Source organism: Tunturibacter empetritectus, assembly GCF_040358985.1.
Classification (GTDB): Bacteria; Acidobacteriota; Terriglobia; order Terriglobales; family Acidobacteriaceae; genus Edaphobacter; species Edaphobacter empetritectus.
On sequence record NZ_CP132932.1, the window covers coordinates 3818400 to 3842664 of the forward strand.

Here is a 24265-nt window from a genome sequence, read left to right on the forward strand (position 1 = left end):
GCTGTTGCATCTCACGCGAAGCGTCCAATACTCCACGAAGGTCCTGCCGAAGGCCCCGTGGCGCCCGCCCGGCGTTAGGGCGCTTCGTATAACTCTTCACCTTCAAGAACACTGCTCTAGATTTTGAACCACACCCTCGCGGCCTCTTTCAGCTGCTCTTCGCTCAACGAGACCTTCGTCTGCCCCACCGACCACTTATGTCCGAACGGGTCTTCGAACTGTCCGTAGCGGTCCCCCCAGAACTGATCGGCCAGCGGCATCGTTACAGTTACGCCTCCCGCAACCGCCCGCTCCCAGAAGCTGTCCACATCGGCCATCTGCAGATGAATCGTCACCGGGGAGCCGCCCAGCGCCTCTGGCGTCGACGCCTTGCCTCCCCTCATCTCGGGGAAATCATCCGAAAGCACGATGCTTCCATCACTGATCACAAGATGAGCATGGGTAATTTTGGTCGACTCCGGCATCTGATGCCGCACGATCTCCATCGCCCCCAGGGCAGTCTTGTAAAACTCGATCGCAGCCGCGGCGTCGCGAACAACCAGATACGGAATAAGCGGAGGATACGATTCCAAGCGAGCACCTCAAGAGAGTGAGTAATCCGCGAACCGAGCTAACTTATCACGTTACGGCTCCCACTTTCGTCCCCTGTTCTGTGAAACGATCCGTGAAATCTCCTCCATCCGCTGCGCCAACAGCTTCTCTCGCCCTTCATTTGTCGGATGATAGTAGCGCCGTCCCGCCAACCCCGCCGGCAGACACTCCATATCCGCCACGCGACCCTCTACATCATGCGCGTACTGATAGTCCTTGCCATAGTCGAGCGACTTCATCAGCTTCGTCGGAGCATTTCGCAGATGCAGCGGCACCGGCTCCGCAGCCGTCGCTTCAATATCCGCCTTCACTGCACCATAAGCTGTATAAACCGCATTCGACTTCGGCGCGAGAGCCAGATAAACCACCGCCTGCGCCAACGCCAGCTCACCCTCCGGATGCCCCAGAAAGTGCATCGCATCCCGCGCGCTGAGGCAAAGATTCAAAGCCTCCGGAGCCGCCAGTCCAATATCCTCCACCGCCATCCGCACAATCCGCCGTGCGCAGTACATCGGGTCTTCCCCCGCCTCCAGCATCCGTCCCAACCAATACATCGCCGCATCCGGGTCCGAGTTCCTCACACTCTTATGCAGCGCCGAGATAATGTCGTAGTGCTGCTCGCCCTTCTTGTCATACAGCAACACGCGCCGCTGCAGAGCCTCCGCAGCCAGCGCCTTTGTAATCAGCTTCTCCCCACGCCCTCCCGGTTCTAGAGAGACAGCCAGCTTCCCCGCCACATCCAGTGCATTCAGAGCATTCCGAGCATCCCCACTCGAATAAGAAGCAATCGTAGCCAATGCCTCCTCGTCCGCCTCAACGCCACTCGCTCCAAGCCCGTGCTCAACATCCGTCAGCGCCCGCTGCAGCAGCCCCACCACCTGCTCTTCAGTCAACGCCACCAGCGTATAGACCCTGCATCGCGACAGCAGCGCGGCATTAATCTCAAACGAAGGATTCTCCGTCGTAGCCCCGATCAGCCGAATCGTCCCCCGCTCCACATACGGCAGAAACGCATCCTGCTGTGCTTTGTTGAACCGATGAATCTCATCCACAAACAAAATCGTTCGCGACCCGAAGCTCGCCGCCTTCTCCGCCTCCACCATCACGTTCTTAATCTCTTTGATCCCACTCATCACCGCGGAGAACTCGATAAAACTAGCCTGCGTCATCTGCGCAATAATCTTCGCCAGCGTAGTCTTCCCAGTCCCCGGAGGCCCCCAAAAAATCATCGACGTCGGATCATCTCCCTCAATCGCCAGCCGCAGCGGCTTGCCCGGCCCCAGCAAATGATCCTGTCCCACATACTCCGCAAGAGTCCGCGGCCGCATCCTCTCCGCTAACGGTGCCGCACGCAGCCCACGTTCCGCAGCAGCCCTCACCGGCGAAGTGTCAAACAAACTCATCCCTTACCTCAATAGTTCCATCGTGTTGTCATCGCTCCCTGGCGGCCTCGCGATCAATTCTGGTAATCCCCGCAGACGATCCCCAACAAGCGTCACTGCAAACGAAATAGATGCGCCCCCGACCTGAATGAAGAGATTGTGCTTGTCGAGAATATGATTGCCCACAGCAACAAAAAAGATTCCTGAATGAACTAAGTAGAGGCCTCCGGATACCAATGGATACAGAAACCTCTGTCTCCGGGGCAGATACAGAGCCGAAATCACAGTCGTAAGTAAATATCCAGTCAGAGCAAATTCAATCAGTACAAAAGCACTTATCCCGAAAATCAATCGGAAACTCAAGTCATTGTGGAGTCCCGGATCCGCATAGATGAATGCAGCGGCCGTTATCCACAGACAGGTTCCGACTGCCTCGCAAACTATCTCGAACACCCAAATCGCGAAACTGCGTCGCTTGCTCATTCTGTCTTCACCGACACAAATCCATGCAGCCAATGCTATTACGTCTCTAACAATTAGGCGCAGCATCTGCGAGCCTCAAACTGACCCACCCGAACCATCACAATCCAGCATTTACCCGTTGCCGACTCGCCTCATACAACAACAGACTCCCAGCCACCGCAGCATTCAAGCTCTCCACCGGCCCAGGGCAGGGAATCGTCACCCGCTCATCACACATCTCCAACCAGTCCGCTGCCAACCCACTCCCTTCATTCCCAATCATCACCGCGCAAGCAGCAGAAAAATCCATCTCCCGCGCCGCAACCACACCAGAATCCTCCGCCCCCACAGCAGCAATCAACCGAACCCCTAGCCCTTTCAACTCCGCAACCTCAGCAGCCGTTACCCCAACCACCGGCACACGAAACACACTCCCCACACTGGCCCGCAGAGCCTTCTGGTTCCACGCACTCACCGTCCCCGCCGTAGTCAGCACTCCATTAGCCCCAAACGCCTCCGCCGACCGCACCAGCGTCCCCAGATTCCCCGGATCCTGAACCCCTACCGCAATCAAAATCAAAGCCGCGCCCACCCCCTCAAACAAATCCGCCAAAACCCTCACCGGAGGCACCATCAAAGCCGCCACCCCCTGCGGCGATTGTGTCTCCACCACACTCCCAAACACCTCCTCCGTCAGCCGCACCACCTCCACCCCACGCGGCACAATCCCCGGCACCGTCCGCCGCTCACTCACAAACACTGTCTTCAGCACCATCCCACTCCGCAGAGCCTCTTCCAGCAGATGATCTCCCTCAATCGCGACCATCCCGCCACTCAACCGCGCATGGCCCTGAAACGCCGCCCGCAGTTGCTTCACCCGCGCATTCGCCCTGCTCGAAACCACCAACTCCGAAGTCTGCATCTCCCAAATCTTACGCCGTCCCCGCCTCTCACCGGCTCCGCTGCCCTTGAGCCCACAGAGGCGGTATGCTAAGGTGCGAGTCTGCGGCATCACCAGCAACAACCGGCCCCAGCGGACGGACTAACCGGCACAGGAGCCAGATTTGACGGCCGAAACACTCCGTATCCATCCCGACGAGCCAGAACCAGCGCTCATCGATTACGTCGTCGCCAGCCTCAACAACGGCAACGTCGTCGCCCTCCCCACCGACACCTTCTACGGCCTCGCCGTCGATCCCGTCAACCTCCAGGCCGTCGACCGCATCTACGACCTCAAAGCCCGCGCCCGCCACAAGCCTCTCTCTCTCCTCATCGCCGAGGTAGCCCAAGCCTACGAGCTAGCCCGTCAGCTCGACTCTGCCTTCGACCGCCTAGCCGAAAAGTTCTGGCCCGGCCCACTCACCATCGTCGTCAAAGCCGGCTCCAAGCTCCCCCTCCGCGTCACCGCCAACACCGGCAACCTCGCCCTCCGCGTCCCCGAAGCCGCCATCCCCCGCGCCGTCGTCACCCGCCTGGGCCTGCCCATCACCGCCACCTCCGCCAACCTCGCCGGCCACCCCGAGTGCGCCTACGCCATCGGAGTCCGCGAGCAACTCGGCGACAAGATCCCCCTCATCGTCGACGGCGGCCCCACTGCCCGTACCACCGCCACCACCATCGTCGATCTCTCCGGCGGCGGCAACTCCTGGATGATCCTCCGCGAAGGGGCCATCCCTACCCACGAGATCGCCCTCGCCCTCCAGCACTGACAATTTGTCCTCATCCCAAACTCTCTACAACTTTTGCGTCGAGCCTCGCAGGTTCAACCCTGTAGACTAACTCGATGCAAAAGTTGAACCATCTGGCACAGCCTTGAGCCTTTGCACGCTCTCTGGACAAACATGATCGCGCCTCAATCCAATCTGCGCAGCCGAAGCACCAGCAGGGGCCTCCTCCGCCGCCTTCTCGCGCTGGTTCTCATCATCGCCACGGCCTGGTGCATCTGGGTCTACGTGCAGATCGACGCCGTCGCCAGCCAGGACAACGCCCAACCCGCCGACGCCATCGCCGTCTTCGGCGCAGCCGAGTACCTTGGCCATCCTTCGCCCGTCCTCCACGCCCGCCTCGACCACGCCGTAGAGCTCTACCGCAAACAGATCGCCCCGCTCGTCATCACCCTCGGCGGCGGTACCGATAAGGACTCCGGCAACACCGAAGGCGGAGTAGGCCGCGACTACCTCCTCGCCAACGGCATCCCCTTCGCCAACATCATCGCCGAAACCCAGTCCATCGACACCGAGCAGCAGGTCCATCGCCTCGCCGCCATCGCCCACGAGAACAATCTCCACCACATCGTCGTCGTCTCCGACGGTACCCATCTCTTCCGCATCCGCCAGCTCTGTCAGGACGCCGGCCTCGACGTCTACACCTCGCCCCGCCCCTCACTCGGCCACATCAGTAACTACGACCTCTTCATGCGCTACGTCCACGAGATCATCAGCTACACCGCCCTCCGCCTCAACATCAACGTAGCCTTCCTGCACAGCTGGCTCGAAGGCAAACCCGACGTCTAGTTTGCTCTTGGTCTTTTTATTGTCATCCCTGAAGGGGATCTGCTGTTGCCTTTGTTCCTAGCTCACTCACTCCGTCATCTCGACCGAAGCAATCGACATCCGTCAAAACTCCCTCACCCTTTCGTCGCCTCTTGAAGTCGTCATCTTGAACGTAGTAAAGGATCCCCGTATTTCGCTTTTGTGTTGTTCTTCCTTACCCAAAGATCATCTTCCAAACAGCCCATGTCGCCACCGCAAACAGTGTCGAAAAGAAATTAACCAGATCATTCCCCAGCCACCCGCGCTCCTCCACTGTCGCTCCCAGCACACTATCAAACACCAGGCCAGCGCAAGCAGCGCCGAACACAACGGCACCCTCTCTCCAACTCGCAAACCCAAGCGATCCCGCCATCACCACCACGCCCGCACCCATCACCCCACCTAAACTCCCCGCAAAACTCACTCCTCCATCTCTTCCCGCAGGCACCCGTCTAAACTTCGTGATCAACCACGTCGGCCCACCCAGCGCCTGCCCAATCTCGGAGGACACCGTATCCGCCGTAGCCTCCGCCAGCGCTGCAAGGCACCCTCCATACCACCCCACCGCCGCGCACAACGCCGCTACTCCAAGGTTCGCCACCACCTGCGAAGCGCGCCTTCCGCTCCGAGCCTCCGCCAGACCGCGCGCCTCTTTCCTGCGCCTGCCAAATCGAGTCGCAACGAAGGTGAGCACAAACAGCGCAATCAAAGCACACAGCGCAGGCCTCGCAAAAAATCCCAGGCCGCCGCCCGGCACTCTCACCACCAGTGCTGTAATCAAGCACACCAGCAGTCCCACCCCGGCCGCCGGCAGCGTAGCCGATCGCAACATCCACACCAACCCGGCGAATCCCATGCTGAACCCGACAGGGAAGAGAAGCGACTGCATCGACCCTCCCCCAACCGTCGAAACGCAAACTTTTACCGCCCCCACCACCAGCAGAGGAGCCACCACCCCGACCAGCCACCTCGACTGCCAGCGGTCCCGAGCCCGCGGAATCGCCTTTGCCCAGTGCGCATCTCTCTGCGTATCTCTCGCTGATCCCTGTATTTCCTCGCCCATCCCAACACATGCCTTTCCGTGATTTACAATCGAACCTTGAGCATAGCCAACACCAGCACCAACGCGGGAGCAGTTTTGCACTTAGCAAGTATCGAAGCAAAAGGAATCACCCAGTCGCGGCCACACCGGCGCCCAGTCAGGTCTGCAACTCAGGCACTCCGCGCTGCACTCAGCTTCGCAGCGGTCGCCGCCGTTATGGCCTCAGTCACCGGATGCGGCAACAACTACCGCCCCGTCGTCAGTGCCATCAACCCTGTCGGCCCCGCCGCTCAGCCGCAAAAGTTCGCCGTAGCCATCTCCAGCACCGGCACGCCGGCTAATCCAATCACGGGTGCCCCGGCCGTTCCCCAGCCAGGTCTGCTGACCTTCGTCGACTTCGCTGGAGACACCATCCTCATCACGGCCAACGTAGGTGTCGACCCCTACTACCTCATCCTCAACGGCGGCACCACAACCACCTCAACCGCCAACACCGGATACACGCTCAACAGCGACCACACCTTCACCAGCTTCAGTATCGACACCAGCCTGCTTACCAGTCAGATCCTCCAGACCACGTTGCTCCCCGGTGCTAACCCGGTGGCCATCCTTCCGGAAGGCGTCAACACCTACGTTACAGACCCGACAGACACTCCCGGACAGGGAAACATCTCGCAGTTCACCGGCGCCCCCCTCGCGCTCCGGCAGCAACTCGCCATCCCTCCGGCCTACACGCCGGTCTATACCGTCGGCATCGCCAGCGCCCCACGCGTCTACGCTCTCAGCGCGAGCCTTCCCCCAGGCGCTCCCGGCTTGGCCAGCACCATCGAAGTAGCCAGCAATACCCTCGACCCAACACCGATTCCAGTAGGCGTCAATCCCGTCTACGGTGTTATGACTGCCGACGCCAAGCGCGCCTTCGTTCTCAATCAGGGCGACGGCACTGTCTCGGTCATCAACGCTCAGACCAACGCACTCGACACTGTTCCCGTCGGCGCCACCAACCCCATTACCGTCGGCACCTCGCCGCTCTGGGCAGACTTCGCGCCGGTTCGTAATGAGGTGGTCGTCGTCAACGCAGGCGATGGCGTCAACCCGGGCTCACTCAGCATCATCAGCATCCCCCTCTGCTCGGCGACCGCCCAGGTCGGCAACCCCAACTGCGACCTCAATAATCCCGTCGACGCCATCGGCTTTGGCACCGTCGTCGCGACCGTTCCAGTTGGCGTCAATCCGGTCATGGTCGGCGTCCTGCAGGACACCACCAACAGCCGCGCCTACGTCATCAACAGCGGCAATAAGGATCTCGCATGCGCGGCACCAGGCGCGCCCATCACGGCCACCACCACCGGTTGCACTCTCTCGGTAATCAACCTCAACACCAACACCGTCATCGCTACCATCCCACTTCCTCTCAGCATCAACGTCGATGCAGCAACACCATTCAAAAACGGCCATCCGAACTACATTGCTGTTACCAGCGGCACACCCACCGGCAAGGTCTATGTCGTATCGCCAGACTCGAACTTCATGACCGTCATCCGCACCGATACGGACGCCATCGACACCACCGTCCCCTTGCAGGGCGGAGGCGTAGCTGTTCGCGTCACCCAACCCTAGACCACACTAGGCAACCTGATCGCCGCAAATGCACATGCTCCGTGGCTCGACTCCGAGATAAGGGTTAAATAAAAAAAGAAGGGCCATCCCTCAAAGGATGGCCTTTTCACTTCATTCGATCTGACACCGGACTCACTCTCCCGCAGCAGCCCCGACCAGGATGATCGGCAGAGTCGGCGTCGCAGCTCCACCTTCCTCCTCTACCGTCACTCCGAACGCCTTCGCCTCGACGCCCTTCGGCAGAGTCGGCATAATTACACTGGCATTGCCGCGTGCGTCCGGACGGAACGTTCCCGCCGGAATCGGATTCTGTCCTGCGCCGGCTGGAATCAGCCAAAGCTCATATGTCTTTGAAGGCTGCAGCGGTTCAAGATTCGTAGCTAGAAAGATCAGCGTCCCCTTGCTCGCAACATAAGTCGCCCTGCCTTGTGGAACAGGCGGTGGCGCACCCTTCACATTCAAGGTCACCCTTACCGCCGAGCTGTCGGTCATCGCATCCAGAACCTGTCGCGCCGCCGCAGCATCTGCGGTCAAATGATCGATTCTGCTGCTCTGCTCCGTCACGGCGCCGCGAAGCGTCTCTCGCTCTTTGTACAGAGAGCCCGCCGCCACAGCCAGACCCGCAGCCGCCGCCCAGCCGACCCACGGCAGAACCCTACCGGCAAACCCGGGCTTCTGTGGCTCTTCCTCCGTCGAGTAGAGGCTACCCGCCGCATGTCCAAATTCATCATTCGCAGCCACGCGCGCACTTGCGCTGGCAGTAGCAGCAGCGGCCGCGGTCTCAACCGGCCGATCGATCGGAATCGCCTTCTTCTCCCGCCCAACCTGTTTCATCAGCCGCTCGCGAGCCTCCGCGGACGGCGATTGCATCTCTACCGTATGGGCATACACGGCAAGATCGCCCTGTATCTCCGCCAACTCGCGCCGCGCTTCCTCAGACCGTTCCACGTAGGCGGCAATCTCTGCCATCTCTTCCGCAGGAAGCAGCTGCATGGCAAACAACGCCAGATCTTCTGATGTAATACGCCGTGGCTCGCTCATGCTGGGAACGCCTTTCTCAGCGAAGTAAGCGCGCTGCGGATTCTTGTCTTGACTGTCCCAAGTGGATCGCCCGTCATCTCGGCGATCTCGGAGTGCGTCAGTCCATCAAAAAACGCCATCTCCAAAGTCTTACGCTGCTCCACCGGCAGCAGTTTGATCACGCCCCGTGCCTTTTCCATCAAACTATTTCGTTCCGCTTCGTTCGCAAGATTGTAGTTCGAAGCCAGCGACATATCGTCGACCGATTCCATCGGACGCTTCCGACGCAGAGAATCGATCGATCGATTTCTCGAAACCACAGCGAGCCAGCCGCCAAGACTGCCGCGAGTTGCTACAAAGCCATCAGGGTTACGCCAGATCTGCATAAAGATTTCCTGGAGCACGTCCTCCGCCGCAGCCGGGTCGCGGAGGACCCGAAGGGCCACCGAGTACACAACCTTCGAATAGCGGTCGAACAGCGCCGCCATGGCGTACTCGTCCCCCCTCTGCACAAGGCCAAGCAGAACAGCATCGTCCTGCCCCGAGGGCGGTGGTGAATTTACGAGTCCCGTTTCTCTATACATAAAACGCACCCACTACAATTGCAGATTGCAAAAAAAGCCAAGTATTTAGGTTCCCTCAGGCAACCCCATGTAACCTCAGATAAGTTACTTCATTCAGTGCACACCAGAGCTACTTTACCCGAAAATTCAGCCCGTGGCAGACTTACTCGTCATCCGTATCGAATATGCAATTTCATTCTCATAAAGAAATGCAGCTCCTCTTGTTCACCATGTTCTACACCCCATCCCAAACCTCGCCTCATAGAACTCCCCCGACAGACCCGACCCGATAGACCCGAAGAGATGAGCGACGCCACACCACCCCAGCGCAATAAGTCCCCAAAGTCTCGCATCGACAAGCTGCTCGTCGATCAAGGCCACGCCGCCTCCCGCGAGCGCGCCCAGGCTTTGATCCTCGCCGGCCGCGTCCTCGTCGACGAGCAGCGTATCGACAAACCAGGCACCTCCATCTCCTCCAACGCCGTCATCCGTCTCCTCGGCTCCGATCTCAAATACGTCAGCCGCGGCGGCCTCAAGCTCGAGCACGCGCTCGCCCACTGGTCCATCAACCTCACCAATCTTCCCTGCGTCGACATCGGCGCCTCCACCGGCGGATTCACCGACTGCATGCTCCAGTCCGGCGCAGCCTCCGTACTTGCTGTCGACACCGGCTACGGCCAGATCGCCCACAAGCTTCGCGACGACCCCCGCGTCACCCTCCGCGAGCGCACCAACGCCCGCCTCCTCACACCCGGCGAGCTCCTCGCCCCCCACACCCCCACCCCAGCCTTCCTCGCCATGGATGTCTCCTTCATCTCCGCGACCCTCGTTCTTCCCGCCGTCCTCGCAGCTCTCAGCACGCCCGATCAGCCCTGGCAAGGCACCGCCATCATCCTCATCAAACCGCAGTTCGAAGCCGGCCGCGCCAACATCGGCAAAGGAGGCATCGTCCGAGATCCCGACGCCCGTCAAGCTGCCATCGAGCGCGTCCGCGACTGCGTCATTGAGCAGCACGGCACCGCCATCGACCTCATCGACTCTCCCATCCTCGGCATGGAAGGAAACCACGAGTACCTCCTCCACGCCCGCTTTCTCGAGAGTCGTCAGGGGCATCAACCTTTCCTCAACTAATGCTTCCCAAACAGACCACCCAGCGCATTGCCAAGAGGATTGGGGGGAGTCTTTCCATTCTTCTGTACCCCCTGACCGCCCAGCAGACCCTTTGCCGCATTAGCCCCAACCGCCCCGGCCAGCCCGGCAACATTCGGGCTGAACGTAGGATTACTCGTCGTCCCGCCAATCGCCACAGGAATCCCTGCCTTCAGCAATCCTCCCGTAAGCCCGCCCAGCGCAGCACCACCAGCGCCGCCGCCCGGAATAAACCCGCCCAGCGCCCCAGCCAGCCCAGCCGCCGCGCCTCCGCCAGAGCTCGCCTGCTGCGTCCCACCTCCGCCACCCATCAAGCCCGTCAGCTTCAGCACCACGTTGTAGTTCAGCGCTCCACCGGCACTCACACTCCCAGCACCAGTCGCCGTCCCCACTCCAGCCACATCCAGCGCAATATTATCCGTCCGAATATTTCCGCCCTCTTCACGCACATTCATACTCAAAGAGCGAATCGTCGTCCCCGATCCCGTAGAAGACCCAATCCTGCCGCCCGTAAGCGACGACAGCGCCCCCAGCTTCGATCCCAGATTAAACCCCGCTAGTTGCGTGTCGTTAATCCTCACCGGCCCGCTGATCACCGGAGCAGCCGAAGTCCCCGTCACCGCCAGCGCCGTCGTTAGCGTCCCTCCCTGCAGCCGCGAGCCCGACGGCAGATGCACTCCAACCGAAGGCAAAAACGCCTCCAGTTCATTAATTGAGACCGAGTTCCCAACCACCTTCATATTTAGCGCCGTCGAAGGTCCGCTCGTCTGGTACGTCCCCGACAGATTGATCACCGCGCTGCCAATCGTCACCACCGCCTGCTGCACCACGCCGTTCATCGCCTGCTCGTTCTGCGTCAGCGTGAACTGCAGCTGCACCGGTTTCGGCGACGGCACACCATCCTTCGCCAGTTTGATCCCCACAACGGTCGCGGCTCCCTGCGCATTCAACGTCTGCCCGTTCGACTGAATCTTCGCCTGCAGATCGGCCACGCCGCTGATCCCCGCATCCGGCGGCAGCACTCCTGCCGTCCCAATCTCAACATGCTTCAGTGTCACCTGCCCATTTATCGGGGTGCTCGCATTGTTCGCCTGGTTGAACGGTCCAACCGTTCCGTTCGCGCTCACGCCCCCGCCATTCGGCAGTTGCCCGCTCAGGTTAAACGGCGAAGCGCTCTTCGGCGAAAGATTCGTTACCTGCGCGTTCACCTGGCTATATACGGCGGAGCCCGTCTTGCCTGCCGTCGCCAGCGTGATCGTTCCATTCTTTACCTGAGCATCATCCACGGACAGGTTGTCGAGCATCGACGCCCCCTCCGCATTTGGGTCTTTAGGCTTTGGCTGCTTCGGCCCATTGCTCTGTACCACCGTCAGCTTGGGAGTATCCACCAGAAGCTTGGTGATGTGCATCTGCGTTCCGCTCCACGCCGCATCCAGCACGATGTTGTCGATCGTGCCCGTGACCCCATCCGACGCATCCACAAACCCCGCCGCCAGCGGATCCAGGTGTTTCACTTCAAGGTTTCCTGAGAAAGGTGTGGCCGAAGCATCCTGCTGGTTGAAAGGCCCCGCCGAGCCCTTCAGCGCGACCGATCCGCCCGCAGGCAGATTCGCCGAGGCCTCAAACGGAAACGCCTTTGCAAACGAAAAATCCTTCACCTTCAAGTTCACATTTTCATAAACCCGGTTGGGCGCACTCGCCGCGCCAGTCGTCCCCGGTCCGGCACCCACGGTAATCCTGCCGTCTTCGACGTTCACCTCGCCCACCGTCAGGTTCGGAAACGCCTGCTTGGTCTCCTCACTCTGCGCCTGCTGGCCGCCGGTCCCAATCGTGGAGTAGTTCCAGGTCCCGTTGGCTGCCCGCAGCAGTTGGATCTTCGGCGACTGCATCGAAAACCCGCGAATAATCACCTGCTTGCTCAGGATCAGAGGAAAGATCTCCACCCCAATCTTCACCTTATCCGCCTGAATAAACGGCTGCGTGCTGAACCGCGGATCGTCCGCAACCACCGCATTCTCCGCCACCAGGCTGCCCGACAGCACCGACAGATTCACCTTGCCGATCGTCACCTGCCGCCCCAGCGACTTGGTCAGCGTCGATTCAATCTTTGCCTTGAAGCTATCCGTGTTGAGGAACAGCGGCACACAAACAGCCGCAAGGACGATCAACGCCAAAATAGCGCCTACCGCAATCAGGACCAACCGTGCCGGTTTCCCCATGCCATCACCTCGTCCGTACCGTATCCAGGTTAAGATGCAAGCGCCAAAATCGATGTTGCACGCCAGATCGAAAGGACATCCCGGGCAGCAGGCCCGAGAGCAGAAGTTCAGCGCAAAGAGAGGACCTGCCCCCTCCCGCTACCACCGGTACCAGCAGGCTACCGTCAGAGGTAGAGGTTACGTCTCATGGCCCATCGACGCAACCTGAACGTCTTTGCGCAGTTGGGGCTCAACGCATTGCTGCCATACAGTTACACTAAAGATCCATGCTCCAGGCCGCCATTATCTCCAAGCCCCAGAAGCCGGAACTCGCCGGAATCCTCCGCGATCTCATCGCGTGGCTCGAAGCGCGCTACTACCACTACCTCCTCGACCCCGACAGCGCCGCCTACGTCTCGGGCGCCAACCCCATCGCCCGCGTAGACCTCCCCAACCACAAGCCAAATCTAGTCATCGTCCTCGGTGGCGACGGCACCCTCCTCGCCGCAGCCCGAGCCTTCGCCCGCACCACCACCCCAATCCTTAGCGTCAACCTCGGCTCCCTCGGCTTCCTCACCGAGATCCCCCTCTCCGAGCTCTACACCACCCTCGAAGCCTGGTGCGACAACTGTGCCGAGATCGAGGTTCGCAGCATGATGCGAGCAGAGATCATCCGCGACGGCCAGATCGTCAAGCAGTGGGATGCCCTCAACGACGTCGTAGTCGCCAAAGGAACTATCGCCCGCATGGGTGACTTCTCGGTCGAGATCGACAGCCAGGCCGTAGCCACCTTTCGTGCCGACGGCATCATCGTCTCCACGCCCACCGGCTCCACCGCCTACAACCTCGCTGCCGACGGGCCTATTGTCATGCCCAGCGTCAACGCCATGCTGGTCACCCCTATCTGTCCCCACCTGCTCACCATTCGCCCCATCGTGGTCCCGGGCGACTCCACCGTCAGCGTCGAGGTCGTCGGCGTTCCCAACGAGATCTACCTCACCGTTGACGGCCAGGAAGCAGTCCAGCTCAAGCTAGGCGACCTGGTCCACTGCCAGCGTTCGGAGGCTGCGGTCCGCCTCCTGCGCCACAGTCCGAACGGCCTCTTCAGTGTCCTCCGCTCAAAACTAAAATGGGGCGAGCGCTAGCACTTCGTGCGGTATACCCCTTCGGGTGGGTCTCCCGATGGTCGGCACAAGGTCTCTCCTCCGAGCAACGCGAGGACCGAAGCAGTTAGCCCTACCAGGACCGGTATGCAAGTCACGAAGTGACCGCCCGAATCGGGGTCCCCGCGAACAGGTCTTCGTTCGTGGGGTGGCAAGCGAAGTGGGCCCGTCCGGCAGGACATCCGCGAAGCGGCAGCAAGCGAGCCCAAAAATAAAGTTGAAAAAGTTGGCGTATTTTTCAGAGCCCAAAAAGTGACTGCTAAAACACCACATCAGCCACGCAATTCACCATAATCCCACCACAAAAACACCACACCAAAACACGCCTTTTCGCCAAAACCCCCAGCAAAACGCGCATTCACCACAAAAATAAAAATCCAGCTACAAACGGTCCGTCGAGCGCCGCAAAGTGACCATCGGCCCACTGACAGGATGGCAGAAGACCTGTCCATGGCTCAGCGCGATCCTCCTCTGCGCCAGCCCAGCCATCTCCGGATCATGCGTCACCATCACGATCGTATGGCCGTTCCTATGCAGATCCTGCAGCAACTCCGCCACGATCTTCTGATTGGCCGCGTCGAGATTTCCAGTCGGTTCATCCGCCAGTAGGATGGGCGGATTGTTGATCAACGCCCGCGCGATACAGACCCGCTGCTGCTCGCCGCCTGACAGCTCACTGGGCAGATGCGAGACCCGGTCGCCCAACCCAACGCGCACCAACGCCGCCCGCGCCTCCGCCTCATCTGTCATCGAATGAAAGTACTGCGCCAGCATTACGTTTTCAAGTGCTGACAAGTAAGGAATCAGATGAAACTGCTGAAAGATAAATCCGATCTTGTCTGCGCGAAATCGATCAAGCTCCGTGGCACTCATCGACGCGGTATCGACGTTGTCGATCTTCAACTCACCCGCCGTCGGCCGGTCGAGGCAGCCGATGAGATTGACCAGCGTACTCTTGCCCGAACCGGAAGGACCGGTGATCGCAACCCACTCCCCGGCGACGATGGAGAAACTCGCATCAGCCAACGCACGCACCACGCCTGCATGTCCCACATACTCACGGGTCACGTGATGCAGCGCAATCACAGCGCAGTCATCCCGCGTGCTTCCGGTTGGATCAGCCAGCGGCCCGGTCTGTATCTTCGCCACTACCTTCGCTTCGCTCACGCTCATATCTTCTCACTCCCCCTTCAGCAGCGCAGCTGGCTGCAGACCACGCAGCACCCGGGCAGGGAACAGTGCCGCCATCGCGGCGATCACCACATTCAGCAGCAGCACCAGTGGCAGCACCGAAGGCCGCGGCAGTGTCGCAGTATGGAAGTTCCCTTCGCTGATGGCCCATGCTGCTGCAGATCCGACGATGAAGCCCACCGCAACACCCGCCAGTGCCAGCACCAACGCCTCCAGCAAGAACATTCCCATCAACTGCATCTGCGATCCGCCCAGCGCCTTCATCAACGCAAAGTCCCTCCGCCGCTCGAGCACACTCGCCGACAGCGTCGCTAACACACTCACCGCCACAGTCAGCGCAATCAGCAGCACCGCTCCATACATCAGCGCGTGGGTGCGATCGACGATCTTCGACTCTCCCTCGACCAGCTGCCGTACGGGTTGGACCTGCATCTCGGGGAAGTCCTGCTGCAGACGCGCTATGGCTGCCTCGACCTTCGCTGCCCCTCCCGGAACCTGAAGCTCAATCACGCTTGGCCCAACTCCGGTCCACGCACTGAAGGCGGGTAGCGGCATATAAATGCGGCTATCTTCGTCGCCACCTGTCTTGATCCGTCCTGCACCATTCAGCGTGATGGCGTGTCCTGCGAAGGTAAGGGCAACCGCGTGTTCATTCCCAACAAACTGCGCCGCCCTCTGGCCAAGCAACGCGACGTCCGAAGCCGTAGCGTCGGGCCACGTCTGCACCTGCCACCACGAGTCCAGCCGCCTGACTGCAGCAAAGTCTGTTCCGGCCACGACCAACGGTGTCCCCGTATCGGTCGTCGCGACGGCATAGGCAAACTCCACGGCCAACGCATCAGGCCCCGCCGCCTCCTGCACGCGGGCCAGAGCGTCGGTGCGCAGAGGCGAAGAAGCGGGAGCAGAGAGGACAATGTTCGCGCCGAAGCTGCGAAACTCCTTATGCAGCTTGGCGTCGAGATCCGCGTAGAGCGTCAGAAGCGCTGTCGCCACGCCAGCCGACACCGTCATCGCCACCAGTGCCGAGAGACTTCGCGCCCTGCGATGCACCAGCGACCGTCGCAACATGCCAAAGAGGCTCAGCTTCACCATCAGGCATCGGCCCTCAGGATCGCCGAAGGCTCCATACGCAGAGCCGTCCGGATCGACGGCGTGCTTCCCGCAATCGCAACCACCAGCGCCAGCGCGACGACAACCGGCAGCAACACCGGAATCAACACCGCCTCCGCCGCACCGCCGTCTCCGGCAAAGATCCTCGCGCCGAGCCACGCAGCAAGCCCCGAACCGAGCAGATAGCCAATAGTTCCCGCGATCAGCGCGAGCAGTCCGGCCTCTGCATAGAAGAGCAGGGCAATGGCACCTTTGCTTGCACCCAGCGAACGCATCAAGCCAATCTCTCCTTGGCGTTCAAGAATCGCAGTCGCCATTGCGGCGCTTACTGCAAACCCCGCAGCCAGCAGTGCTGCCGCGCTGATCAGCCACATCAGCCCCGAGATTCGCTTCAGCACATTGCCTTCGCTTTGTTCCACGCGCCGCACCTGCTCCGCCTGCGCTCCAGGAATCGCTTCACGAATCTGATAGGCAATTGAGTTCGCATAGGGACGGCAGTACCAGATCTCTCGCTGCTTCGGCGGCAGGGAATCAGGATCGACCCGCGCAAACGCATCCTCCGGCTTCGTACGGGCGCTTACCTCAACACGACGGACGGCATCGTTTGCGCCGGCGTAGGCTTGCGCGTCGTGGAGCGTAAGCAGGATGCCATTGTCATCTTCGCCGCCCGTTGTGACGATGCCGGTAACATCTGCAGACAGTCGCGAAGAGGGCGCAGCCTGCGCACCCTGCATGACAAAGGTGTCGCCGACCTTGAGGCCAAGCTTCTTCGCAAGATTCGCCCCAACCACTACACCCCTGCTACCCGGACTGTTCTGTGGCGCAGGCCATGATCCTTCGAGATGCCACCACGGATGCAGTGTCGGCGCTCCCGTCTTCAATGTGTTGAAGTCATGATCGAACCAATAACCGACTGCATTTACGGCAATGAGCGGATCTCCGTCCTTTCGCGCAATCGCCATCTGCGCAGGCAACTCCGGCGAGACGCCAGTGATGTTGTTCGCCCAGAAGATGGTCTTGAGCTTCGCCAGATCGCTCTCCTTCAGGTAAGCGCCGCCAGAAGCAGGCTTCAGATCCACCCCGCCCACCTTCACATCAAGCAGATCGGCCTTCGGATAAACAACAATATTGGCTCCATAGACTGCAAGCTCTTTATGGATTCGATCGCCAATCGTCGTTGCGAGTGCAAGCATCGCCGTCACGGCCGTCGTCCCAAGCAGAATCGCCACACCCGCCAGCATCTTGCGGCGGCGCTGCCTGCGAAAGCTCTCCATGAGGAGGCGAAAGAACATCTAGCGATCCCTCATCGTTCAAAGACCGGAGCCAGTTCGCGGAGGTCCGCCGCCTCAATCACCAACTGCCCACCACCCACGGTCGACTTCAGCGGGATGGGATTGCAGCCGCCCTTCATCCCCATCGAGTTCGCATTCAAAGGCGAAGCGCACATCTTGCAGGTGATCCCCTGATCGCCGATGTAGAAGCCAACCGGCCCGCAGATCTGACAGGCGTCGGCAACCGAGACGATATTCCCGTCTGGCTTTTTGAAGAGCAGAAACCTGATCTCTACGTTGCCGCCCTTGCCGTCGTCCAGGTGCACGCCGTAGCGATGCAACTTGTCGTCGTTGACATCCGCCGTAGGCAGCGTCACCTGCGAACCGACCAGCGTCACCGCGGCAGTGGGGGAGAGGGCGGTAGAGCTCTTCGCATAGATGAACTCGGCTGTAGAGAGAAAGATGAAGACGAAGCTGGTTGCAATGACGGCGGTCATCCACATCTTTTCGCGCCGCTGGGTCCACTCAGCACGCCGCTTGTCGGCAGGGGTCGCGCTCGCGTTTAGCACGGCGGGTGCGCGGCGCTTGTACTCCAACAGCATCATCAATCCGGCGAGCGCCAGCATCGTGACGAAGAAGAAGAGATCGTTGCGGACGATGGGGCCGATCAGACGCATCTCCGTGGGACTAGACGGAAGCACCCCATTCTCGCTGAGCTCATGCAGCCCACTGACGATCAGCTGGAAGGCCACGAAGTACAGAATGACGGTGGTGACGCGGAAGAATCGCTGCAGGTTGATCTTCACGCTGCCCCGAATGAACAGAACGCCGAAGACGATCGCAACTGCGATCCCCAGCAGCGTTCCGGTAAAGCTGAGCAGCTCGGTCGAGTTCAGGGTGACAGCGGACAGAATCAACACCGTCTCGACGCCCTCGCGCAGGACCAGCAGAAAGACGAAGAAGAACAGCCCCGCCTTCGACACTCCCGCCGGGCCGGTGTACTGGGAGATCTTCTCCTCGATCGATCCCTTCATGGTGCGGGCGGTCTTGTGCATAAACCAGATCATGCTAATTACGAAGACGGCGGCGCCCAGCATCACCCAGCCTTCGAAGATGTCCGTATTGAACTGGCTGCGGGCGATCACGACTGCGCCCGCGACGCTTGCAGCGATGGCGGAACCTAGGGCCCAGAAGACTGTTCGCTTCAGCTCGGGCCTGCCGATCTTGGACAGGTAGGCGAAGACAATGCCGACAATCAGCGATGCTTCGACCCCCTCGCGGAGCGTGATGATAAATGCCTGCAACATAACGTCTTTCTTCTTCCCTGGCGGCACTCCGGATAGCCGACGGCAGCCAGCCCGAGCCCAATCTCCATGAGGCTGGATCAACCCTCGCCGCCAGTATCTAGTGTAATGAGGACTAAATTGGTCGTCAATCAAGGACGCTCGATTATCAGCCGCGATTTTTTTTGACCGGTAACAATCGCGGGCAAAGATCGCAGGGAAAGATCGCGGAACTCGGCGCCGCTCTGAGAGATACGGCCTAACGTGGAGACACCGTATCCTGTAGAAATGTTCGATCTGCCCGAGGATCTCTTCGCCAACCCAGTGTGGACCGCTCTCCACACCAGGCACCGCCAGTTTGCGATTTCAGCTGGGGAGGCCTGCCGCTATCCTGCTGCGGTAGTGCCCTTTGCGGCCGTCGCTGCCCCCACCGAGACGGCACTCTTGCAGCTTCACTCTCTCCTGGCGCCTGGTGAGTCGGTCTGGATCGTGGGCGAAAGCTACCCTCATCCGCCGCAGCTGGTCTTTGAGCAGACGCTCGAGTGTCTCCAGATGGTTCTTCCGGCGGAGATCGAGCCGCCTGCCGCGACGGTCGAGATCGCCCAGCTCTCATGCCGGGAGGCACTGGAGATGGTAGCCCTCACCGACCTCGCATTTCCGGGCTTCTTTCGCAGCAAAACCTGCGAGATGGGCTCGTACTTCGGGGTGCGGTCTGATGGCCAGCTTGTCGCCATGGGGGGCGAGCGCCTCAAACTCGACGGGCCTCTGAAGAGCTATTCTGAAATCAGTGGAGTCTGCACGCATCCCGACCACCGTGGCAAAGGATATGCCGAAAATCTGATCTGGCATCTGGGGAGAAAACATCGCCGCGACGGCTTGGTCTCCTGGCTCCATGTCAGCGCCACGAATGATCGCGCAATCCAGCTCTATCTTCGAATAGGATTCGTCGAGGCTCGCAGAGTTATGCTGCATCGTATTTCGCAAAGGCTAAAGGAATGAGACCATCAGCATATGTTGGAAGAACGTAAACGCCGCTCTGCAGTCATTATTCTGGGCTGCGTCTCGATGGTGTTGCTTGCCGTGTTGTCCTTCCTGCCCAACCAGGACAAGCTTCTGTTGCACACCACCGGACACTACCACCGCCTGGGGCATGTGCTGGCCTTTCTTGCCGTAACTGTTCTGCTGGTCAGCAGCGTAACCTCGCTGTGGTCTCGATTTGCCTTGGCCGCGGTGGTCGTGTCCTTCGGATATCTTCTGGAGTTTCTGGAGCACGTTATCTACAAGAATGCATTGGAGCGGTCCGACATCATGATCGACACGCTCGGCGTTATCTTCGGACTGATCCTGGTGCTCGTCCGCGACGAATACAGACGTAACCAGCGGTTCGAGTAGGCACAAGGAGGCTTTCCACAGAGGAATCTATGGTTTTTGCAAGGTATTCTCTGGATTTGAGTTTGTATGGTGCGCCCGGAAGGATTCGAACCTCCGACCCTTTGGTTCGTAGCCAAATGCTCTATCCAACTGAGCTACGGGCGCACATTGCGTGGGGTTGCAACCATTTAAAGATATAGGATTTCGCTCTATGGGGCAAACTGGGCGTAGTCCCGAGGCGAATATCGACAAAGGTCTCCGGCAACTGAGAAACTGCCCCTGTGAAATAATTTCGTACGTTCAAACAGTGCCGTGTCCGGAGGTGGAACTTGGCCGTTGATGAGAGAGACGCGAAAGAGAAAGACGCAAAAGAACCGGCGTCTTCTTTAGGCAAGCTGAGCCGCAGATCCTTTCTGTCCCACATGGGAGCAGCCGGGGTTGCTACGGCGGCGACAGCAGTCACTCCGCTGGCCGTCTCCACTGCGATAGCGGAGACGCAGGAGCGAACAGCTCCTCAAACACAGGCGATACCCGGAACTATGCCGGTCACTCTTAAGGTGAACGGCCAGTCGTATTCGGTACAGATCGATCCGCGTGCGACGCTGCTGGACACCCTACGCGAGACGCTGCATCTGACCGGCACCAAAAAAGGTTGCGACCACGGGCAATGTGGCGCGTGTACTGTGCATATCAATGGCCGGCGCGTGAACAGCTGCCTTACCTTCGCGGGCATGCAGCAAAACGTTGAGATCACCACCATCGAAGGCCTCGGTCAACCCGGCCACCTGCACCCCATGCAGGAGGCGTTTGTGGAGCACGACGGTTTTCAGTGCGGATATTGCACTTCAGGACAGATCATGTCTGCTGTCGCTATGGTGAAAGAACCGTGGGGCACAGGGGATAGTGATGTGAAGGAGGCGATGAGCGGCAACATCTGCCGCTGCGGAGCGTACCCCAACATCGTTGCAGCCGTCCAGGCAGTTCGACGAATGGCATAGGAGGAGATCGGCGATGGAACTCTTCGAACTGGTGACGGCCCAGACGGTCCCGGAGGCAGTGAAGGCTCAGGCGAAATCCTCCACCGCGCAGAATGGCGCAGAGGTGCGATTCATCGCAGGCGGCACCAACCTGATCGACTACATGAAGCTGAACGTCGAGCGGCCTACCCGTTTGGTGGACATCAACGGTCTGCCTCTTGACCGGATCGAAAAGACTGCCGACGGCGCACTGAAGATCGGCGCTCTCGCACGGAACGCGGACGTGGCCCAGGATGCGACCGTGAAGGAGCAGTATGCGGTTCTGTCGCAGGCACTGCTGGCTGGTGCCTCGCCGCAGTTGCGCAACATGGCGACGACAGGAGGCAACCTGCTCCAGAAGACACGCTGCGTCTACTACAGGGATACGGCGACTGGATGCAACAAGCGCGAGCCGGGCTCTGGCTGCTCCGCAATCGGTGGCTACAACCGCATGCTGGCGATTCTGGGGACGAGTGAACACTGCATTGCGACCAATCCCTCCGACCAGAACGTCGCGCTGATGGTGCTCGATGCTGTGGTTCATATCGAAGGCGTGAAGGGCCAGCGGACCGTGCCGATTGCAGAGTTCTACGTCGTTCCCGGATCCACCCCGCAGCGGGAGACTGTGTTGGAGCCGGGCGATCTGGTCACGCATGTCACATTGCCGAAGATGCCGTCTGGCGCGAAGAGCGTGTACTTGAAGCTGCGCGATCGTGCCTCCTACGAGTTCGCGCTGGCCTCCGCAGCGATTGTTATGAAGCAGGATGCAGGCGGCAAGATCGAATTCATTCGCGTCGCGATCGGTGGGGTTGGAACAAAGCCGTGGCGCTCAACGGAAGCCGAGAGAGCGCTTCTTGGAAGGGCTGCAAACTCTGCCAACTTCCGGACCGCAGCAGAGGTTGCGCTTCACGGTGCAAAGCCTCAGAGCCAGAACGGATTCAAAGTAGAGCTGGCGAAACGCTGCCTGACACACGCGATGGGACAAGCGAGCCAAAGCGCCTAAGGAGACGACGATGGATCAGGTAACGGAGTCGAAGGTGATTGGCGTCGCGACGCCTCGGATTGATGGCCCGCTCAAAGTAAGTGGCTCTGCGATGTATGCTTCAGACCATCATTTCCCGGGCCTGCTCTACGCATGGCCGGTCTGCGCAACGATCTCAAACGGAACGATCGCACACATGGACACGGCCGGAGCGGAGAAGATGCCCGGTGTCGTTGCCGTCTACCATCGCGAGAACATCGGGAAGCTCTATCGTGTGCCGCCGTCAACCGGGTTCACGCTCATCGTCGACGAGAAGCGCCCCCCGTTTGAGGACGATACGATTCGTTACTACGGGCAGTATGTTGCAGTCGTCGTAGCCCAGACCGTCGAACAGGCACGAGCCGCGGCCGAAAGTGTGAAGGCGACCTGCAACAAAGAGAAGCCGGATATCGGCGAGAAGCTGTTGGGCACTCCGCTGACGACCGACAAGCCTGACGAGAAGAGCAAGCGCGGAGATACGGCTGCGGCATTGACAGCGGCGAAGGTGAAGGTGGATGCGGTCTACAAGATTCCGGTCGAGACCCACAACCCAATTGAGCTGCATGCCTCAGTTGCGGTCTTCGACGGCAAGAAATATACGCTGTATGAGACCTCGCAGGCGGTTGTTAATCATCGCGATGTGATGGCGCAGATGCTGGGCGTTCCTACGGAGCAGGTGCAGGTGATTACGCGATTCCTGGGATCGGGATTCGGCGGCAAGTTGTGGCCGTGGCCCCATGGATTACTCGCAGCGGCGTGTGCACGCAATCTCGGGCGTCCGGTAAAGCTGGTGGTAAGTCGACAGATGATGTTTCAGACCGTCGGTCACAGGCCCGCAGTCGACCAGCGAATCCAGCTTGCTGCCGACGCTGATGGCAAGTTGACCGCAGTGCAACAGGACTACGTCAACCACACATCGATGCTCGATGACTACGACGAAGGTTGCGGCGAGATTACGCCGTTCCTCTACAGCACGCCGAACCTGCTTGTGACCGGAGGCCTGGTTCGCCGTAACGTCGGCAACCCAACAGCGATGCGCGGGCCAGGCGCAGTGCCGGGACTGTTTGCGTTGGAATCGGCGATGGATGAGCTGGCGATCGCGTTGAAGATGGACCCTGTTCAGCTGCGTTTGAAAAACGAGCCGGCGCTGGACGAGAGCCTGAATATTCCATTCTCTTCCCGTCACATGAAGGAGTGTCTGACGGTCGGGTCGGAGAAGTTTGGCTGGGCGAAACGCACTCCAGAGATCGGATCGATGAAGCGTGACGGCCTGACGCTGGGCTGGGGCATGGCCGCGTGCTCGTGGCTGGCGGCGCGAATCGAAACCGAGGCGACGGTCGAACTCCTCCAGGACGGATCAGCGCGCGTCGCCTGCGGCACCCAGGACATCGGCGGAGGAACCTATACCGTCATGGCCCAGGTGGTCAGTCACGAGACAGGCATTCCAGTCAATCGAATCGATGTCGTACTCGGCGACTCCTCGCTTCCACCAGGACCAATCTCGGGCGGTTCATGGGTTACGGCGTCCATGACACCCGCAGTGCTTGCGGCGTCGCAGAACGCAGGCAAAACGCTGTTGCTTGCTGCGATCAAGTCTGACGGATCGCCCTTCAAGGGCAAGAAGCAGGAAGAGCTCGAACTCGTCGACGGAACCGTTCGCCTGAAGGGACAGCAACAAGGCGCAGTACCGATGGCGGAGATTCTGAGGATCGCCAAAGTCAACTCAGTCTCTGGTACAGGCAAGTCTGACGGAACCTTTGGAGCAAAGCCCAAGGTCTCGTTTCACTCCTACGGTGCGCAATTTGCCGAGGTGACCTGGCAGCCCGAGACAGCGCGCCTCCGCGTCAGCCGGGTTGTCACGGTGATCGACGCGGGACGCATCCTGAATCCGCGGCCTGCCCGCAACCAGATCGAAGGAGCGGTGGTGATGGGTGTTGGTATGGCCATGTTCGAAGAGACGATGTATGACGCGCGGTCGGGTGCTCCGATCAACAACAACCTGGCCGACTATGTCGTCGCCGTGAACGCGGACACGCCGGAGATCGACGTCACCTTCCTCGACTATCCGGACTATCAGCTCAACGCACTGGGCGCGCGAGGTGTCGGAGAGATTGGACTGGCTGGGATCGCCTCCGCAATTACCAATGCTGTCTATCACGCGACGGGTATTCGTGTGCGCGATCTCCCGGTGCGTATCGAGGACTTACTCGTGCCCGCGAGCAGAACAACGCATCTTGCTTGATCCGAAAGGACAACAAAAAAGCCCTGCGCTGGTTGGCGC

22 protein-coding genes and 1 tRNA gene are annotated in these 24265 nt (G+C 60.1%); 10 read left to right on the forward strand and 13 right to left on the reverse strand.

Annotated features, from left to right (window positions below):
- Window positions 1-116: 116 nt before the first annotated feature.
- From RBB75_RS15920 to RBB75_RS15935, 4 genes are all read right to left on the reverse strand, one after another.
- Entirely contained in the window at window positions 117-572 is a 456-nt protein-coding gene (locus RBB75_RS15920; protein WP_353068632.1) for a VOC family protein, read from the reverse strand.
- A gap of 51 nt (window positions 573-623) precedes the next feature.
- The gene (locus RBB75_RS15925) at window positions 624-1994 is read right to left on the reverse strand and encodes a replication-associated recombination protein A (protein WP_353068633.1); all 1371 of its coding nucleotides are present in this window, start codon (window positions 1992-1994) and stop codon (window positions 624-626) included.
- Window positions 1995-1997: 3 nt separating this feature from the next.
- Window positions 1998-2456: a hypothetical protein gene (locus RBB75_RS15930; protein WP_353068634.1), complete on the reverse strand. Its 459-nt coding sequence runs from the start codon at window positions 2454-2456 to the stop codon at window positions 1998-2000.
- Between the two features lie 97 nt (window positions 2457-2553).
- Entirely contained in the window at window positions 2554-3357 is an 804-nt protein-coding gene (locus RBB75_RS15935) for a TrmH family RNA methyltransferase (RefSeq protein WP_353068635.1), read from the reverse strand.
- A gap of 142 nt (window positions 3358-3499) precedes the next feature.
- On the opposite strand from RBB75_RS15935, the gene RBB75_RS15940 reads away from it, so the two are divergent.
- Together RBB75_RS15940 and RBB75_RS15945 are read left to right on the forward strand one after the other, a co-directional pair.
- Window positions 3500-4144: an L-threonylcarbamoyladenylate synthase gene (locus tag RBB75_RS15940; protein WP_179637684.1), complete on the forward strand. Its 645-nt coding sequence runs from the start codon at window positions 3500-3502 to the stop codon at window positions 4142-4144.
- Window positions 4145-4276: 132 nt separating this feature from the next.
- Window positions 4277-4948, forward strand: coding sequence for a YdcF family protein (locus RBB75_RS15945; protein ID WP_179637685.1), 672 nt, complete (start codon window positions 4277-4279; stop codon window positions 4946-4948).
- 193 nt (window positions 4949-5141) lie between these two features.
- Here RBB75_RS15945 and RBB75_RS15950 read toward each other — a convergent pair whose 3' ends face one another.
- Complete coding sequence (locus RBB75_RS15950; protein ID WP_353068636.1) at window positions 5142-6029, reverse strand: DUF92 domain-containing protein; 888 nt, start codon at window positions 6027-6029, stop codon at window positions 5142-5144.
- 75 nt (window positions 6030-6104) lie between these two features.
- On the opposite strand from RBB75_RS15950, the gene RBB75_RS15955 reads away from it, so the two are divergent.
- The gene (locus RBB75_RS15955) at window positions 6105-7628 is read left to right on the forward strand and encodes a YncE family protein (RefSeq protein ID WP_353068637.1); all 1524 of its coding nucleotides are present in this window, start codon (window positions 6105-6107) and stop codon (window positions 7626-7628) included.
- Between the two features lie 132 nt (window positions 7629-7760).
- On the opposite strand, the gene RBB75_RS15960 is transcribed toward RBB75_RS15955, so the two are convergent.
- Window positions 7761-8669 (reverse strand): anti-sigma factor, encoded by a 909-nt coding sequence (locus RBB75_RS15960; RefSeq protein ID WP_353068638.1) that lies wholly within the window; start codon window positions 8667-8669, stop codon window positions 7761-7763.
- Window positions 8666-9232 carry an RNA polymerase sigma factor gene (locus RBB75_RS15965; protein WP_179637688.1) on the reverse strand — a complete coding sequence of 189 codons (567 nt, stop codon included), beginning with the start codon at window positions 9230-9232 and terminating at the stop codon, window positions 8666-8668. Before RBB75_RS15965 ends, RBB75_RS15960 begins: the two co-directional genes overlap by 4 nt.
- 282 nt (window positions 9233-9514) lie before the next feature.
- Between RBB75_RS15965 and RBB75_RS15970 the strand changes: the two genes are divergently transcribed.
- A complete protein-coding gene (locus RBB75_RS15970; RefSeq protein WP_353068639.1) occupies window positions 9515-10342 on the forward strand; it encodes a TlyA family RNA methyltransferase in 828 nt (275 codons plus the stop codon).
- Here RBB75_RS15970 and RBB75_RS15975 read toward each other — a convergent pair.
- Complete coding sequence (locus RBB75_RS15975; RefSeq protein WP_353068640.1) at window positions 10339-12579, reverse strand: AsmA family protein; 2241 nt, start codon at window positions 12577-12579, stop codon at window positions 10339-10341. The genes RBB75_RS15970 and RBB75_RS15975 overlap by 4 nt on opposite strands.
- A 266-nt stretch (window positions 12580-12845) precedes the next feature.
- Between RBB75_RS15975 and RBB75_RS15980 the strand changes: the two genes are divergently transcribed.
- Complete coding sequence (locus RBB75_RS15980) at window positions 12846-13703, forward strand: NAD(+)/NADH kinase (RefSeq protein ID WP_353068641.1); 858 nt, start codon at window positions 12846-12848, stop codon at window positions 13701-13703.
- Between the two features lie 399 nt (window positions 13704-14102).
- Here RBB75_RS15980 and RBB75_RS15985 read toward each other — a convergent pair whose 3' ends face one another.
- Genes RBB75_RS15985 through RBB75_RS16000 form a run of 4 tightly spaced genes read right to left on the reverse strand, consistent with a single transcriptional unit; the run spans window position 14103 to window position 18600 of the window.
- Entirely contained in the window at window positions 14103-14894 is a 792-nt protein-coding gene (locus tag RBB75_RS15985; protein ID WP_218884513.1) for an ABC transporter ATP-binding protein, read from the reverse strand.
- Between the two features lie 6 nt (window positions 14895-14900).
- Window positions 14901-16004: an ABC transporter permease gene (locus RBB75_RS15990; protein ID WP_353068642.1), complete on the reverse strand. Its 1104-nt coding sequence runs from the start codon at window positions 16002-16004 to the stop codon at window positions 14901-14903.
- Window positions 16004-17314 carry an ABC transporter permease gene (locus RBB75_RS15995; protein WP_179637693.1) on the reverse strand — a complete coding sequence of 437 codons (1311 nt, stop codon included), beginning with the start codon at window positions 17312-17314 and terminating at the stop codon, window positions 16004-16006. Before RBB75_RS15995 ends, RBB75_RS15990 begins: the two co-directional genes overlap by 1 nt.
- An 11-nt stretch (window positions 17315-17325) precedes the next feature.
- Window positions 17326-18600: a Fe-S-containing protein gene (locus tag RBB75_RS16000; protein WP_179637694.1), complete on the reverse strand. Its 1275-nt coding sequence runs from the start codon at window positions 18598-18600 to the stop codon at window positions 17326-17328.
- A 264-nt stretch (window positions 18601-18864) separates the two neighbouring features.
- On the opposite strand from RBB75_RS16000, the gene RBB75_RS16005 reads away from it, so the two are divergent.
- Window positions 18865-19575, forward strand: coding sequence for a GNAT family N-acetyltransferase (locus RBB75_RS16005; protein ID WP_353068643.1), 711 nt, complete (start codon window positions 18865-18867; stop codon window positions 19573-19575).
- Between the two features lie 12 nt (window positions 19576-19587).
- Window positions 19588-19968, forward strand: coding sequence for a hypothetical protein (locus tag RBB75_RS16010; protein ID WP_179637696.1), 381 nt, complete (start codon window positions 19588-19590; stop codon window positions 19966-19968).
- A 67-nt stretch (window positions 19969-20035) separates the two neighbouring features.
- Here the strand turns inward: RBB75_RS16010 and RBB75_RS16015 are convergent.
- Window positions 20036-20112 (reverse strand) — tRNA-Arg (locus RBB75_RS16015).
- A gap of 164 nt (window positions 20113-20276) precedes the next feature.
- On the opposite strand from RBB75_RS16015, the gene RBB75_RS16020 reads away from it, so the two are divergent.
- From RBB75_RS16020 to RBB75_RS16030, 3 genes are read left to right on the forward strand one after another with little or no spacing between them, the layout of a single operon-like run.
- Window positions 20277-20945: a (2Fe-2S)-binding protein gene (locus RBB75_RS16020; RefSeq protein ID WP_257030893.1), complete on the forward strand. Its 669-nt coding sequence runs from the start codon at window positions 20277-20279 to the stop codon at window positions 20943-20945.
- Between the two features lie 13 nt (window positions 20946-20958).
- The gene (locus tag RBB75_RS16025) at window positions 20959-21966 is read left to right on the forward strand and encodes an FAD binding domain-containing protein (protein WP_353068644.1); all 1008 of its coding nucleotides are present in this window, start codon (window positions 20959-20961) and stop codon (window positions 21964-21966) included.
- 10 nt (window positions 21967-21976) lie between these two features.
- Window positions 21977-24226, forward strand: a complete 2250-nt coding sequence (locus RBB75_RS16030; protein WP_179637698.1) for a xanthine dehydrogenase family protein molybdopterin-binding subunit — start codon at window positions 21977-21979, stop codon at window positions 24224-24226.
- Window positions 24227-24265 lie beyond the last annotated feature (39 nt).

Coding starts and splice junctions, on each gene's coding strand:
- RBB75_RS15925 (WP_353068633.1), bottom strand. CDS start 1,994: ATGAGTTTGTTTGACACTTCGCCGGTGAGGGCTGCTGCGGAACGTGGG.
- RBB75_RS15930 (WP_353068634.1), bottom strand. CDS start 2,456: ATGAGCAAGCGACGCAGTTTCGCGATTTGGGTGTTCGAGATAGTTTGC.
- RBB75_RS15935 (WP_353068635.1), bottom strand. CDS start 3,357: ATGCAGACTTCGGAGTTGGTGGTTTCGAGCAGGGCGAATGCGCGGGTG.
- RBB75_RS15945 (WP_179637685.1), top strand. CDS start 4,277: ATGATCGCGCCTCAATCCAATCTGCGCAGCCGAAGCACCAGCAGGGGC.
- RBB75_RS15950 (WP_353068636.1), bottom strand. CDS start 6,029: ATGGGCGAGGAAATACAGGGATCAGCGAGAGATACGCAGAGAGATGCG.
- RBB75_RS15960 (WP_353068638.1), bottom strand. CDS start 8,669: ATGAGCGAGCCACGGCGTATTACATCAGAAGATCTGGCGTTGTTTGCC.
- RBB75_RS15965 (WP_179637688.1), bottom strand. CDS start 9,232: ATGTATAGAGAAACGGGACTCGTAAATTCACCACCGCCCTCGGGGCAG.
- RBB75_RS15970 (WP_353068639.1), top strand. CDS start 9,515: ATGAGCGACGCCACACCACCCCAGCGCAATAAGTCCCCAAAGTCTCGC.
- RBB75_RS15975 (WP_353068640.1), bottom strand. CDS start 12,579: ATGGGGAAACCGGCACGGTTGGTCCTGATTGCGGTAGGCGCTATTTTG.
- RBB75_RS15980 (WP_353068641.1), top strand. CDS start 12,846: ATGCTCCAGGCCGCCATTATCTCCAAGCCCCAGAAGCCGGAACTCGCC.
- RBB75_RS15985 (WP_218884513.1), bottom strand. CDS start 14,894: ATGAGCGTGAGCGAAGCGAAGGTAGTGGCGAAGATACAGACCGGGCCG.
- RBB75_RS15990 (WP_353068642.1), bottom strand. CDS start 16,004: ATGGTGAAGCTGAGCCTCTTTGGCATGTTGCGACGGTCGCTGGTGCAT.
- RBB75_RS15995 (WP_179637693.1), bottom strand. CDS start 17,314: ATGTTCTTTCGCCTCCTCATGGAGAGCTTTCGCAGGCAGCGCCGCCGC.
- RBB75_RS16000 (WP_179637694.1), bottom strand. CDS start 18,600: ATGTTGCAGGCATTTATCATCACGCTCCGCGAGGGGGTCGAAGCATCG.
- RBB75_RS16005 (WP_353068643.1), top strand. CDS start 18,865: ATGTTCGATCTGCCCGAGGATCTCTTCGCCAACCCAGTGTGGACCGCT.
- RBB75_RS16010 (WP_179637696.1), top strand. CDS start 19,588: ATGTTGGAAGAACGTAAACGCCGCTCTGCAGTCATTATTCTGGGCTGC.
- RBB75_RS16025 (WP_353068644.1), top strand. CDS start 20,959: ATGGAACTCTTCGAACTGGTGACGGCCCAGACGGTCCCGGAGGCAGTG.
- RBB75_RS16030 (WP_179637698.1), top strand. CDS start 21,977: ATGGATCAGGTAACGGAGTCGAAGGTGATTGGCGTCGCGACGCCTCGG.